Annotated in this window: 10 protein-coding genes and 2 rRNA genes; 4 read left to right on the top strand and 8 right to left on the bottom strand. The window is 35.3% G+C overall.

Annotated features, from left to right (window positions below):
* From EGI24_RS07495 to EGI24_RS07505, 3 genes are all read left to right on the top strand, one after another.
* Window positions 1-223, top strand: a 23S ribosomal RNA gene (locus tag EGI24_RS07495); the annotation flags it as partial.
* 148 nt (window positions 224-371) lie between these two features.
* Window positions 372-483: ribosomal RNA gene (gene rrf, locus EGI24_RS07500) — 5S ribosomal RNA — on the top strand.
* A 151-nt stretch (window positions 484-634) separates the two neighbouring features.
* Window positions 635-1282, top strand: a complete 648-nt coding sequence (locus EGI24_RS07505) for an START domain-containing protein (RefSeq protein ID WP_255047746.1) — start codon at window positions 635-637, stop codon at window positions 1280-1282.
* A 5-nt stretch (window positions 1283-1287) separates the two neighbouring features.
* Here the strand turns inward: EGI24_RS07505 and holB are convergent, their stop codons facing one another.
* The 7 genes from holB to crtD all read right to left on the bottom strand — a co-directional run bounded on the left by holB (window position 1288) and on the right by crtD (window position 10540).
* Window positions 1288-2388, bottom strand: coding sequence for a DNA polymerase III subunit delta' (holB, locus tag EGI24_RS07510; RefSeq protein WP_255047747.1), 1101 nt, complete (start codon window positions 2386-2388; stop codon window positions 1288-1290).
* 5 nt (window positions 2389-2393) lie between these two features.
* Complete coding sequence (locus EGI24_RS07515) at window positions 2394-3572, bottom strand: putative sugar nucleotidyl transferase (RefSeq protein WP_255047748.1); 1179 nt, start codon at window positions 3570-3572, stop codon at window positions 2394-2396.
* A 48-nt stretch (window positions 3573-3620) separates the two neighbouring features.
* Window positions 3621-5204 carry a S8 family peptidase gene (locus tag EGI24_RS07520; RefSeq protein ID WP_255047749.1) on the bottom strand — a complete coding sequence of 528 codons (1584 nt, stop codon included), beginning with the start codon at window positions 5202-5204 and terminating at the stop codon, window positions 3621-3623.
* Window positions 5205-5279: 75 nt separating this feature from the next.
* Window positions 5280-6410: a PLP-dependent aspartate aminotransferase family protein gene (locus EGI24_RS07525; RefSeq protein ID WP_255047750.1), complete on the bottom strand. Its 1131-nt coding sequence runs from the start codon at window positions 6408-6410 to the stop codon at window positions 5280-5282.
* A gap of 48 nt (window positions 6411-6458) precedes the next feature.
* Entirely contained in the window at window positions 6459-7751 is a 1293-nt protein-coding gene (locus EGI24_RS07530; protein WP_255047751.1) for a DUF937 domain-containing protein, read from the bottom strand.
* A gap of 259 nt (window positions 7752-8010) precedes the next feature.
* A complete protein-coding gene (locus EGI24_RS07535; protein WP_255047752.1) occupies window positions 8011-8811 on the bottom strand; it encodes a hypothetical protein in 801 nt (266 codons plus the stop codon).
* 256 nt (window positions 8812-9067) lie between these two features.
* Window positions 9068-10540, bottom strand: coding sequence for a 1-hydroxycarotenoid 3,4-desaturase CrtD (crtD, locus tag EGI24_RS07540; RefSeq protein WP_255047753.1), 1473 nt, complete (start codon window positions 10538-10540; stop codon window positions 9068-9070).
* A 178-nt stretch (window positions 10541-10718) separates the two neighbouring features.
* Between crtD and EGI24_RS07545 the strand changes: the two genes are divergently transcribed.
* Complete coding sequence (locus EGI24_RS07545; protein ID WP_255047754.1) at window positions 10719-11882, top strand: sigma-54 dependent transcriptional regulator; 1164 nt, start codon at window positions 10719-10721, stop codon at window positions 11880-11882.
* Window positions 11883-11937: 55 nt separating this feature from the next.
* On the opposite strand, the gene EGI24_RS07550 is transcribed toward EGI24_RS07545, so the two are convergent.
* Window positions 11938-14445, bottom strand: a complete 2508-nt coding sequence (locus EGI24_RS07550; protein ID WP_255047755.1) for a glycosyl hydrolase — start codon at window positions 14443-14445, stop codon at window positions 11938-11940.
* Between the last annotated feature and the right edge of the window lie 119 nt (window positions 14446-14564).

Below are 14564 nucleotides of genomic sequence, written 5' to 3' on the forward strand. Positions count from 1 at the left end.
ACCGAATTGGACTGACCGCTGGTGTATCTGTTGTCTTGCCAAGGGCACGGCAGAGTAGCTAAGTCGGGACGGGATAAACGCTGAAAGCATCTAAGTGTGAAACCCACCTCAAGATGAGACTTCCCTTGAGGAACGTTAGAGATTATGACGTAGATAGGCTACAGGTGGAAGTGCAGTAATGTATGCAGCCGAGTAGTACTAATGAACCGAGAGCTCTTAAATTTTAATTTTCAGTCTTTCTCAATCACAATGTTTCTTCGACTCCCTTCGACTACGCTCAGGGAGCAGCTCAGACACCGAAAGGTGGGAGTGAATAGAGAAGCATTAATGTCAAAAGAATTTAGATGTCCAAAAGACAACCAGAAGATATTCATGGTGTCAATAGGGCGGGTGATCACCTCTTCCCATTTCGAACAGAGCAGTTAAGCCCCGCACCGCCGATGGTACTTGGATCAAACCCGGGAGAGTAGGTAGATGCCAGTTTTTTATTATAATTAACCTCAACATGTAAATGTTGGGGTTTTTTTGTTTTAGGGTTTACTGTACTTAATTCTCTATTTTTTTTATTTTTGTTTGTATTGGAATAATTGTAATTTTCTTGAAATTTTTATTGTTATAAGTTGACATTAATTATATGAAGTTTAAAGCGGCTTTTGTTAGTATTTTGCTCTGTTACATTTTAAGTTCAGGGTTTTCTCAAAACAATGATTGGAAGTTTATTAAGAAATCTGATGGCATTTCAATTTATCATAGGAAAGTAGGGAGTGGAAACTTGAAAGATGTGAAGATAGAAACTATGTTTGATAGTAATTTAAGCACTATAGCTGAGGCAGTATTAGATGTATCTTCTTTTAATAAGTGGATATATAAGGTAGATTATTCAAAAATATTAAAGGTAATAGGTCCAAATCAAGTGGAATACTATAACAGAATAGACATGCCTTGGCCATCTTCAGATAGAGATATTGTTGCCATTAATAAATTGTATCAAAATCCGCAGACCAAAGAGGTCGTTTCAGAAGATATTTGCAATTGGAAGGGTTTACCTGAAAAGAAAGATCTTGTCAGAATAAAAGATTTTTATGCAAAGTGGACATTCATTCCGACTGCAAACGGAGTGAAAGGTACTTATATATTTCATTCAGATCCAGGTGGAGAATTGCCAGCCGCAGTAGTCAATTTATTTATTGATGAAGGGCCAGTTAATTCAATTAAGGGTTTAAAAAGAATGTTAAAATTGGAGAAGTATATGAATTCGAACTCGCATAACATCGTTAATTAATATTGTCATTTTATTAGGCGTGCTATTGCAAGAGAGGTGTCTAAGAATATAATCTTGGCACGAACATTCCTTTCTATCAAGAATTGACTGTGAGATATTTCGTCAACTATATGGCTAATATTTTCAAATTTGAAAACCTTAGAAAATTTTTGAACAAACTGAAGTTCTTCTCCTTCGAGTTTAATTAGATTTTCAGTTCCTACCGACTGAAGATATATTTCTCTTATTATCTTAAGTCCATATTCTAATAAACTTTTTTGGTTTTCTTTGGTCTGGGCATCAAATTCATCTGCTAAGGGTATGAGTTTTGATAAGTCAAAAGCATAGCAATATCGCATCCAATTGGCAAACCAATTTTTTTCATTTTGGTCTTTTTGTTCTATTATTTCTAAGGCTTTGTTGATGTTTCCTTCAGATAAAAAATAGATTTGGCTTGCCCTTTCTTCAGAGACACCTTTGGTTTTTACTAGAAAAGAAGTTAGCTCTGAGTTGCTATTATTTCTGATAGCTATTCTCTGAGTTCTGGATATTATGGTTGTTAGCAACCGATTTGAGTCACTAGTTATGAGAAGGAAAAGTGTTTTCTCAGGGGGTTCTTCAAGGATTTTTAATAGGGCATTTGCGGCGGATTGTCCCATAGCCTCAACCATCCATATAAGAACTATTTTGTAGCCTCCTTCGTAAGATTTTAGACTTAAATTTTGAATTATTTGACGTGATTCTTCAACAGGGATATTTCCTTGTTTTATTTCAATAGCTTCAAGCCAATCAGAAAGTGTTCCATAAGGACTCTCCTCAAGAAAATTTCTCCATTCTTTTATGAAATTCTCAGAAAGTATTTTTTTCCCTCCAGCAGTAGGGTAGGCGAAGATAAAATCTGGATGTGCTATTTTCTTAATTTTTTGACATGATGCACATACTCCACAAGAATCATTATCTGACGGTTGTTGGCAATTTATGTAAGTAGCAAAAGCCAAAGCCATAGGCAAAGAAGCACTACCTGAAGCTCCATCGAAAAGTATTGCATGGGCAACATGATTGGTTTTTACAGAATTTATCAAGTGGTTTTTGACCTCTTCTAAGCCAGGTATTTCAGCAAATAGCATTTTCCTTATTGATTATTATTGGATAAATAGCTTAGAATTTCTATGTCATCTGGATTAAGTTGTTTTTCTCTGCGTGCCATTGTCGCATTAATAACGTCAATGGCTTTATCAAATCGGTATTTATCGTAACCTTCGCTCTTCCCTCCCCAAGAAAAACTTGAAATATATTTTTCTTGAAATCCAGATCCATATACATTTGAAGAAACGCCAACAACAGTTCCTGTATTAAACATCGTACTGATTCCAGCTTTGCAGAAATCTCCCATAAAAGTACCGCAAAATATTTCTTGCGTGTCATAGAAATCGTTTATGTCGTAATTATAGACTTTTACACTTTTATAATCATTTTTGAGGTTCGAATTATTGGTATTTGCTCCTAAATTACACCATTCACCTATATAAGAATTTCCAAGAAAGCCGTCATGGGCTTTGTTTGAGTATCCATGAAAAATAGTATTTCCAACCTCTCCACCAACTCTAGATACTGGCCCTAATGTAGTATTTGGACGGATTTTCGCTCCAAAAGCTACCATTGAATCCTCTCCAATTGCAACAGGACCAATTAGTAAACTCCCTTCTTGTATAATCGCATTTTTACCAATATAAATCGGGCCATTTTCTGCGTTAAAAATAGCGGCTTTAATACTTACGCCATCTTCTATAAATATATTTTTTTTATTATATACAGCTGTGTATTTGTCTTCAATTTTATTCGACAGACGGTTGGCTGTTAATAAATCAAAGTCGGATTGAATTTGTTGACCATTATTTAGAAATAAATGAGGAAGCTCTTTAATGTAAACGATACGCTGCCCAGCGTAGATTATATTTTTATGACTGCTAATATTTTGTTCACCATACCCAAATTTTAATGAACTACAAAAGGCTACTGGAAAATCATTGTATACTAAAGTTTCATTCTCATTCAATTCCAAAACAGCTTTTACCAAGTCAGCATTTGGCAAATAAGATGCATTTATATAAATGTTTTTATCAGAGTAGTTTGTAGCAAACTTTTTATTTAAGTACTCTTCAGAAAGAAAAGACACCTTTGAATCAAAATATTTTTCCCATTTTTCATCAATAGTTAGAATCCCAATTCTCACTTTTCCAATTGGTCGTGTAAGGGTGATTGGTTTTAATTGATTACGAAAGCTGGGTTGGTCAAAAAGTATAATGTTCATCCGAAATTTTATGTTTCGGATGCAAAATTACTTTAAAATCCTTAAAGATTATTGTTTTTCAGAAATCTGAATGGCCATTTTTACAGCATTGTAAGTATTTACAATTCCTCCTGTAACACTCAATTCTGAAAAATCCTTCTTGATTTTTTCTCCAGGTACATTTACTTGTTGTCCAGTAAGTTTTACGGTAGATTCAAGAATGATATTTTTTAGTTGTTGAGCAGTAAGATTAGGAAAATAGGATTTCAATAAAGCAGCTACTCCCGCAACTGCCGGCGATGCCATACTGGTGCCTTGTTTTTCTTCATATTTAGAACCCGGAACCGTTGAATAAATAGCTACTCCAGGTGCAAAAACATCTACTCCTTTTTTGCCATAATTTGAAAAGTCAGCAGGTAAGCTTTCCCCATCTTCGAAATTACTTGCACCTACAGTTATCCAATTTTTAACTTCAGTACCAGATTTTAAAATTCTTGTAGGATAATGCACATGTTGGTCTATGTCTTCGTTCTCGTTTCCAGCTGCAGACACCAGAAGTACGCCTTTAGATTCAGCATACTTTACTGCTTCGTCTACCCAATTTTTTTCTGGAGAATATGGCTTTCCAAAACTCATATTGATTATTTCAGCTCCGTTATCAACAGCATATTTGATAGCATTGGCTACATCTTTATCTCTTTCATCACCATTTGGGACACATCTTATTGTCATTATTTTGACATTATCTGCCACACCTTTTACACCCAAAGAATTATATCTATTTGCACCAATAATCCCAGCTACATGGGTGCCATGCATGGCATCTGGGCCAGTTACCTCATTATTTCCATATTTGGCATAGCCCAGAGTTCTTAAATCGTCTCCGATTACTTTTCTTGCATCAAAGTCATTATTTAAGTTATAATTGAGCTCTTCTTCAAAATGTGTTACTCCATCCAAAATATCAGCTTTGGTGGCTCCCATCGCATAAAGATTTAACCATACCTGCTTTGCGGCACGCACTGATCTGTCTACATTCTGATCATCGATTTTCTGCACGTCTTCTTTGGAAATCGGCGATTTGCCAATTGTTTGAATTAGAATATCTTCAGCTTTAGAGATTTTATCCAACATGCCTTTATACATGGGCAGATACTGCGTGGCTTCGCTTTTTTTATTTTCAATTTCCTCTTTTAAACTTTTCATCAAAGCCAAATCTGCCTTGTTTTTCTTTTTATCACGCTTGCTTGGATTGTCTCCATATTTTTCAAAAAGAGACTTGTATAATCTTACAGACTCAAGTTGTTCATGATTTATATCTTTTCCATCTGCTCCTCCTATAAAATCCCAACCGTTTAGATCATCTATAAAACCGTTGTTGTCATCATCTATTCCGTTGTTTGCTATTTCCTTTGTATTAACCCATATATTATCTTTCAAATCTTCATGTTTGATATCAATTCCAGAGTCAATCACACCAACTATAACCGTTTTTGAAGTTCTGTTTTTTAACAATTCGATATAAGCTTTTTCTGTACTCATGCCCCTAATACCATCTTCTGTTATATCGAGATTATGCCAGTTAAACTTTGTCTTTAGATTTTGAGCATTGAGGTTAAAAATAACAAACGATAAGAAAAGTATTTTTTTCATAAGATTGAATAAGTCTGAAGTCCCTTGATGAGATTTTATTAAATTAAATAGCAAAATAACGATTTTTTATTGGCTTTAGCTTAGGGCTTGACTGAAATCTTCTAATAAATCTTCAATATTTTCGATTCCAACGGATATTCTAAGTAAATTCTCTGGTGAACACGAATGCAAGCCTTCGGCAGTTTTTCTATGGTCCACCAAACTTTCCACACCACCTAAGCTTGTGGCATGTTGGAATATCTTGAGTTTTGACGCAATTTTGAGACAGTCATTCTCATTTCCCTTTGTCAAAATAGACATCATTACTCCAAATCCGTTTGTCATTTGTTTTTTAGCTATGTCGTGGTTTGCATGTGTTTTTAATCCGGGGTAGTATACTTTCTCTACTTTTGGATGATTATTAAGGAAATTTGCGAGTTTGATGGCATTGGTACTGTGTTTCTCCATTCTTAAAAAGAAAGTTGAGAGGCTGCGATTCATTAGCCAACAATCAGAAGGAGAAGGAACACCGCCTCCTATGGTTTGGTAATCTCTGATACATTGTGATATTTCTTGATTTATTTTTTCGTTCCAAATCACCACTCCACCTAAAATGTCAGAATGACCGCCAAGGTACTTTGTGGTAGAATGCATGACTAAATCAATACCCAAATCAAGCGGTTTTGTGAAATATGGTGAAGACCAAGTATTATCTGCTGCAGAAAGGATGTTATTTTCTTTACAGAGCTTTGCTATTTCTATTAAATCTGCAATTTTTAAACTGGGATTAGATGGAGTTTCAACCCAAACTAACTTTGTATTCTTCTGAATAGCTTGCATGATATTTTTAATATCTGACATATCTACAATGCTAAAAGAAATATTCCAGTTTTTGTATAAATTCTCCAAAATTACTCTTGTACCATAGTATATATCGTCGGGAAGAATAACATGTGAATTTTGACCTAATGAATGGATAATACTCATAGTGGCTGCTTGACCAGAAGCAAAACATGCAGCATCTATTCCATTTTCCAGCATAGATAGTTTTTTTTCCAATAAACGCCTGTTGGGATTGGAGGCTCTTGTATAAATGTCTCTGCCCTCTACAAATGCCCCAGCACCATCTCTTTTGAAGGTTGTACTCTGAATCAAGGCAGGTACTACGGCTCCGCTGTTTTCGATTTCTAAAGTTTGATGTATAATTGAGGTTTCTAAGCTTGCCATTGATAATTTTTTAAAGCAAATTTAAGAAATCAACTACATTATTTGACATTAATTAGAGATTCTGTAAACTATTCCATTGGGATTTGAGCCGGATACACTTTTCGATACATTAATTTGATCTTCTGAAATGCCTTTTTCTATCAACATTTCTCTCAGAGCATAAGCTCTATCTTCCGCCAAAGTTCTATTGCCACTCGATAAAGGCGAAATATTTATGTTTTTGTTGGAGTTTTTTAGTTGACTAATAATCCCATTGATCATTGTAGAATTTGAAATTTCAGCACTGTTCTTTTTAAAAGCTGTTCCGTTGATGGCAGTCCAACCAGCTGGAGTTTTTATTTCAGACGCACTATTTTTTATAGTTGGCGTTTCTTTGGTATTATTTACCAGTGAAGTGGTTTCTTTCTTTTCAGCGGGTTTCGACAATTCTTTTTTTACCTCTGCTACACTTGGTTTTTGCGTAGTTTCTGGTGATTTTTTTACTTCATCAGCTGGCTTTTGGATTGGCTCAGGTTTAACTTCGGAAGGAATTGGAACAATATTTTTTTCGACTGGTAAATTTGCTACTGAAGAGTCAGGAAGGAAATCCTCTGGGATTAGATCGTCCTGTGGCTTTTCTGAAATGGTTGCCACTGGTATATCGGTGGTTTCTTTTTTGGCGAATTTTGCAAAGTACAATACTGATAATCCAGCGATTCCCAATATTAACCATGGCAAAATGACCAAAAAGTTTACTTTGGATTTTGTTTTTTCTTTATTAACTACAGGAGACGATTGTAAATTTCCAGGAACAGGTGTATTTACGGTCTTTTTGAATTGAAAAATATTGTTTATTGCAGGAGGAAGGGAATTAATGATGGGTTCATTTATTTCCTTAAAGTGGTTTCGCAAACCAACCAGATCGAAATTGTTTTCTTTCATGGTTTTGCCAATAAATCCCAAAACTATCGGAGCTGACAAACTTAGCAATGAAGAAGCACTTGTTTTACGAATTTCTGAAATCTCAGATATTTTTTCTACTAAAAGTTGGACCTTATTGGCTAAAAAATGCGAAGAAATATTATTGCCTATGGTTACGAGTAGCTGCGTTTTTTCAAAGTTGCTAGAAAACGATTCTATGTTATTCAGGATATCTCCAGTATGTCCTCCATCGTTCAATACATTGATTATATTTTTAATCTCTACATCAGAATGTCCATATTTTAAAATTCCGGCCATAAAGGAATTTAAGCATAATCCTATTCCAGATTCAACGTTAGCAGTATTTTCGCCCAAAAAGGTCGCTAGGTTTTCGACAGTTTTTGTAGTTATTGTGTTTTTAATTTTTGATAAAAAATCCATCTAATTATATTTTTTTAAACTATCATTTATTCTATAATTCCCTGATATGAATGTGTGGAATTTGAGGCTCCATTTCCATGATTTGAAAAATACAAAAACCATGCCCATTCTATACGAACAAAACGATGGATTATTAGAAATTCTGTCTAGATTTTTGAAGAAGGGGAGATGGAGAAGGGTTATAAAAAAAGAAAATCCCCAAATATTGGAGATTTCTTTTGATCACTAGGATTATTAGTTTAATTGCACTTAAGACAACTCATTTGCAGTCAAAGCTGTAACTACATACTTCGACGCTTTTTTTACCATTTCTTACAGAAACGGTTTCGGATTGAATTGGTAATCCGCTATTATTATACAAATAATCAATTTGGGTTTCTTGATCAACTTTTCCTTTGTCATTATAGACCTTTCCAGAAATCATGTTATTTTCTCCGAAATAAGAAAAGAAGTTGTTGGCGATGCCAACAAAGCCAAGAGCTGCTGTTTTGTAGACCTCAGGGTAAAACTGTTTTTTGGTATCGTATTTTTCGCCAGTGAATGCAAGTGTTTCAAGCTCATCATTGATTGAAGAATATACTTTCGATACATTGTCACTGGTGTATTCCAGGCGAGTTTTTCCAGATACTTTTCTACCAAATAATTCAACGGTCGTTTTTATACTTGAAAGTTTGTTGTTTTCATTATAAACAAACTCATTGGTCATAAACTGTATACCATTTATCGAAACATTACTTTTAGAAATGATATTGTCAGTTCCATAAACAAACTTAACGAGGTATTTTTCAGCAGAATTTTCAGTTGTTATCTCCATTGATTCTGCAAGGTTTTTGTTGTTGTATCGGAATACTACAACTGTAGGAATGGAGTCTCTACTAAATACTCTGACCAATTTGCTGCCTACCCATTCGTAGTTTCTGATATTTCCTGTTGGTCCATCCATCGACAATAACGGACACTTAGCATTTTGAGCAGACGGATCAGCTTTTTTCTTTTTACAAGAAAAATTCAAGGTAGAAAGAAATAAGATTGCGATAAAAAATATAAAATTCTTTTTCACGTAGGTAATTTTTATAGATACACTCGACAGTTCTGTTTAATGTATTACAAAAACTATACCACACCTTGTATATGATTAGAAACTTTAATTGATTAGAAGGCTTTAGTGTAGGTGTAAGGTGTTGTTTATTAGGTATTTGAGTGGAGTTTCCTATTAGGACTTTTTTTGTTAAGAAAAAATCAAAGAATCATTCCGATGAATGTGACTATTGGCTGTTTTTTGGATTTTTTTTTATTTTTCGGTAACAAATATGGTATCACAATTTCCGTGCCATTATTTCAGAAGTGATTTTTGCAGATGAAATCGCCAAAGGGATTCCTCCGCCTGGATGCACGCTTCCACCAACAAAGAAAAGATTTTTTATCTGATTCGAAAAGTTTGGATGTCGAAGAAAAGCTGCAAACTTATCATTTGAACTACTTCCATATAGGGATCCTTGACTGCTAGAGGTATTTAATTCTATTTTTAAAGGATCTAAGATACGTTCTGTAACTAAGTAAGCTTCTATATCTGTACCCAAAATTCTGTTTATTTTATTGATAACCGCCGCCCTTGTTTTTTTTGTAATGATATCCCAATCTTGACCAATATTTGAAGGTGCATTTATAAGCACAAACCAGTTTTCTCCACCAAATGGAGCGTCAGATGGAATTATCTTGCTGGTGATGTTAATGTAGATGGTTGGATCTTCATAGATGTTTTTTTCTTCAAACTGCCAGTCGAATTCAGTTTTGTAATCATCACTGAACAAAATATTATGCAAACCCAGCTCTTTAAATTCTTTTTTTATTCCCCAATAAAAAATTAATCCCGATCCACTTTTCTCTTGATTCAAGATTTTTGTTGGAGGAGGTACTTTTGGCATCAACTTGCGGTAGGTAGGCGTTACATCCATGTTGCTCACAATAGCATCAAAAGCCATAATTTTTCCATCGACCAATCGCAGTGCTTTGGCATTTTTATTTTCCACTACAATTTCTTCTACTTTTGTGTTAAAATGAAATTTCACGCCTAAATCCAACGCAAGTTTGTACAATGAATCTGCAATCTGGTACATACCATTTTCAGGCAAAAAGGCTCCAATGTTGTATTCCAAATGTGGGATAATGCTCATTGTGGCTGGAGTTTTATAAGGATTTGACCCATTGTAAGTTGCATATCGATCTAATAGTTGAATGGTTTTTGGATTAGAAAAAGATTGCTTATTTAAACCATGAAAAGTTCCGAATACGCCCATTTTAAATATATTCTTGTAGCCTTTAAAAGCTTCCAGGCTCAACCATGTTGATAATTTATGAAGACTTTTATAAATGAAGAGCCCACTTAATACTTCATATTTAAAAGCACTTTCTTTAAGATATTGCAGAATGGTACCAGGTTTTTCATGCAGATTTTCTACTACATTTTTATCAAACTCATCATTTTGAGCGGGCACAATTAAGCGAGTTTGGTCTTCCCAGAAGTACCTACAAACCTCATCCAGTTTTTTATATTTGAAATAATCACTGGGATTTTTATCAGCCAATACAAAAAGCTCATCTATCAGACTTGGTAACGTAAAAAGAGAAGGTCCGCCATCAAATCTATAACCTTCGATACGGAACTCATTAAGTTTTCCGCCTGGATAAGCGTTCGATTCGAAAACTTCGACATCGTGTTTTAAAATAGCTAGTCGAATGGCCACGGCTAAACCTCCAGGACCACTACCAATCACTGCAATTTTCTTCATTAACTTCTATTTTTCTTTAGAAAACCAAAGATGGGCAACATTGTTTTTAGATTAATTTTATTCTTCATTTTTTTTAATTAATCGGATAAATATTAGGAATAGAGGGCGATTTTTAGAAACTTTTTGGGTAAATTGCAAAATATTTAGATAAACCAAATAAAGAATTTATTCTTATTCCATGGCCAAAATTTTAGTAATTGATGACGAAAAAACTATCCGAGATGCCCTGAGAGACATACTTGAATATGAAGGCTATGATGTGGATGAAGCCAAAGACGGACAAGAAGGCTTAGACATGGTGCTGGCGAGTTTGTACGATGTGGCTTTGTGCGATATCAAAATGCCCAAAATGGATGGTTTGGACGTACTTCTAAAAGCAAAAGAAGAAGGCGTTATTACACAATTTGTGATGGTTTCGGCTTTCGGAAATGTCGAAAATGCAGTTGAAGCTACCAAAAGAGGAGCCTTCGACTTTATCACCAAGCCACCAGATTTGAATAGGCTTTTGGTAACCGTAAGAAATGCCATCGAGAAAAGTAACGACGTTGAGGTTATCAAAACGCTCAAAAAGCGTGTCTATAAGCTCAATGAAATTGTGGGTGAATCTTTGTTGATTACAAAAGTGAAAGAGACAATTGATCGCGTAGCTCCAACCGAGGCTAGGATTTTGGTTACAGGACCAAACGGATCAGGTAAGGAGATGGTAGCCAAGCAGATACACGAAAAAAGCAATAGACTCAAAAAGCCCTTGGTTGAAGTTAACTGTGCCGCTATTCCGTCTGAATTAATTGAAAGTGAGCTTTTTGGGCATGAAAAAGGAGCCTTTACATCTGCTATCAAGCAAAGAATTGGTAAGTTTGAGCAAGCTGACAATGGTACTTTGTTCTTGGATGAAATTGGAGATATGAGCCTTTCTGCCCAAGCAAAAGTATTACGTGCCTTGCAAGAGCACAAAATTACCAGAGTGGGCGGTGAGAAAGAAATTAAGATAAACGTAAGAATTATAGCCGCCACAAATAAAGACCTAAAAAAGGAGATTGCCGAAGGGAATTTCCGTGAAGACCTTTACCACAGGTTAAATGTAATTCCGATTTACGTGCCGCCTTTGGCAGAACGTCGCGATGATATTCCGTTATTGGCAGATAAATTTTTGGGAGATGTGGCCGAAGAATATGGAGACCAACCGAAAACGTTCTCTTCTGATGCTATGGATTACATGAAAAACCTTCCATGGACGGGTAATGTTCGTGAGTTACGCAACGTTGTGGAACGTTTGGTAATCATGTGTGATTCGGTAATTAGTGTAGATGAGGTGAAACTTTATGCTGGTTTAGGTTTGTAAAAATATACTTTTATAAATAAATAAAAAAGAGTCGGAAGCGACTCTTTTTTTATTTCTAATACTTCAAAAAAATTGGCCCAAGAAGTCCAGAATCAACTGGTTTCCAGTTGGATGCATTGAAAGGTTTATATTGAATGTCCACAATGTTTATATCGTAAAACTTCTTCCAGTTCACTTTGTTCATATCTAAATATTTTATCTCATTGGCAGATAAATTTCTGACTTTAATTTTTATCTCATTATTGGTTTTCAATATAGCCTCAGGTATTTCTAAGTTATAAGGCAAACTCCAGGCAGTTCCTATTTTGGTATCGTTTATCCATACCTCAGCTGTTTCTCTTACATCGCCTAATTGAATCTGAGCTGGTTTGTCAACGGCATTTTCTGGTAGGTTGAATGTTTTAGAATATTCTCCATAGCCATTGAAAAAACCAGCCAGAGAGTCAGCAAGTGTCCAAGATTGGAGATTTGTAAATTTTTGTGGATTTGGAATCTTAGGCCTTCCTTCGTTAAAAACCAATTTCCAGTCTTTGCTCAAGTCCTCAGAATGCCTATAATTTTGGATTTCGTAGGTACTTAGATTTTCTTTTTTGGAATTTGTAAAATATAGAAATATACTCTCACCTGACTTTAGTTCAAGATTTATTTTCTTTATTCTTCCTGACTTTTTTATAGGAATCTCCAGCCATTTCTCTGACTTTGGATTATAGGTGTAGGTGTATTTAAAGTTGTTTTCGAAATTCAAATCGCCCTTTTCAAATATCTGGTGTTGATTGGCCACAAAGTACAATAGACCCTCATCATGATTTTTTCTTATAAAGTCCAAACCTTTTTCCTGAATGGTTTCTCTTTTTAGATTTTTAGTTTTCATTTTCAAAACTACCGATGAAGCAACCATTGATTTTAGACTTGCCAATTCCTTCTCAAAAGCTGGCTGATTTTCTTTTAAGTCGAGAAAGCCTGTAGTTTTCTTGGGAAGAGTTTTCTCAAATATTGAGCTAAATCCAACAGAATTTAATTTCTTAATGGCTTTTAAAGTGCTAAGCGGCATGTATTCTATTTCGGGAATTACCAGCATCTTATAGTTTCCTTTGTTCAGCTTTAGTTCGGCCATTTGGCTAATTTGTAAATCCGATACGAAATCGAAAGTATAGCCTGCCGTTTCCAAATCATTCAGAAGTTTGCGGTACTTATCAGTAAAAATGCCATTTTTCTCAATATTGTGCACATCCATCATATAAACTCCTTTTTTTGGTTGATGCCACAAATCTTGAATGGGAAAATAGACCAATACTTCATTGTCAGTTTTACTGTTTTGGAGCAGATTCTGACAGTTTTCTATATATTTATTGAGTAGTGGCAGTTCATTCCAAAAGTGCGAATTGAAATTGAAGTTGGTTGAGGCATAAAACATCCAGCCCGGCCATGGGGCATTTACAGGTGTGTAATTGGCTCCATGATAGAAAATGTGATTGACACCACCCAAGAACGACTCGTCAATGATGGGTTTTACTTGGGAAAGACTCACTTTGAAATGATTACCCAGCCAAGTGGCGGTTTCTGAACTAACGAGTTTTTTGCCAAAAACATTTGCTGGTGATGAAGCCAATTTGAGTACCATTTTGTTCGGCTTGCCAAATTGCTTTTCGCTGTATTCGGGGTCTTGTCTGTAAAGTGGAATGTCAAAAGGTTTAGAACCAAAAAATTCGGTTTCAGGAATTGAATTGGCTGCGTATAAATCCAAAACATTACCTGGAGAACCATGTGACTCATTTCTGCTGAGTTTGCCATATTTTTTTGCAAAAGCTGCGTAAGGTTGAGTGAATTCTTCCAAAAGCAACTCCGAAATGGTCAGTTGATAGTCAGAGTATATTTGTTTTTCCTCTTCTGTAAATGTCGTTTTGTTTTCAAAAATGTTGAGATGGTCTCCAAGTTCATAGCCACGTTTGCTTTTAAATTTTTCGAAAAAATTTTCCGTCCAATCTGCTCCATATACTTCGTAAGAATCATTATAAAAAGCTCGAATAGCAATGTTGTTTTTGGCAAAAACACTGTCGAACTTTGACAAGTAGTGTTCCACATTGGCTTTGTCGAAGTGATCCAATACCAAGCCCTCAGCTCCCGGAGCTGCTCTTTTAACTTGTTGTTTGGTGATTTTAGGTTTGAGAATAGGAAGTTGATCGGCTTCGTAAACTAGCTCAAAAGTTTTAGCTGCATGCTCGGGTTTTATATCGATTCCGCCAAAAGGCCAACCCGTGCCAAGCGTCATATCAATGCCTAAGTGAAGATTTTCAGCTTCTTTTACAGTATATTCAAGCATTTCAAGCCACTTTGGGCTCAAGAAATGGATAAAATTTTGTTCTTCGCCTTTTACGCCATATATAGGAATAATGTGTAAACCGCCAAAACCAGCATCTGCATATTTTTGTAAGTTGGCTCTTAGGTCTGCTTTGTTAACAGCACTGCCTTGCCACCACCAATAAGCCCAAGGTTTGGCTGTATTTTGTGCAAATGTTTTTAAAGAAAAAAGGAATAGGATTAAGGCAAATCGTAAGACTTTCATTGGGATTGAATGGTTGAAACTGTAAATATAGAAAATGGATTTCTATTTACTGTTCTTTGGTGTCATGCTGCTGGAGGTTGTGCGGTATTTTTGGAACGCAGATGACACGGATTTGACTG

The organism is Lacihabitans sp. CS3-21 (assembly GCF_024343675.1).
Classification (GTDB): domain Bacteria; phylum Bacteroidota; class Bacteroidia; order Cytophagales; family Spirosomataceae; genus Leadbetterella.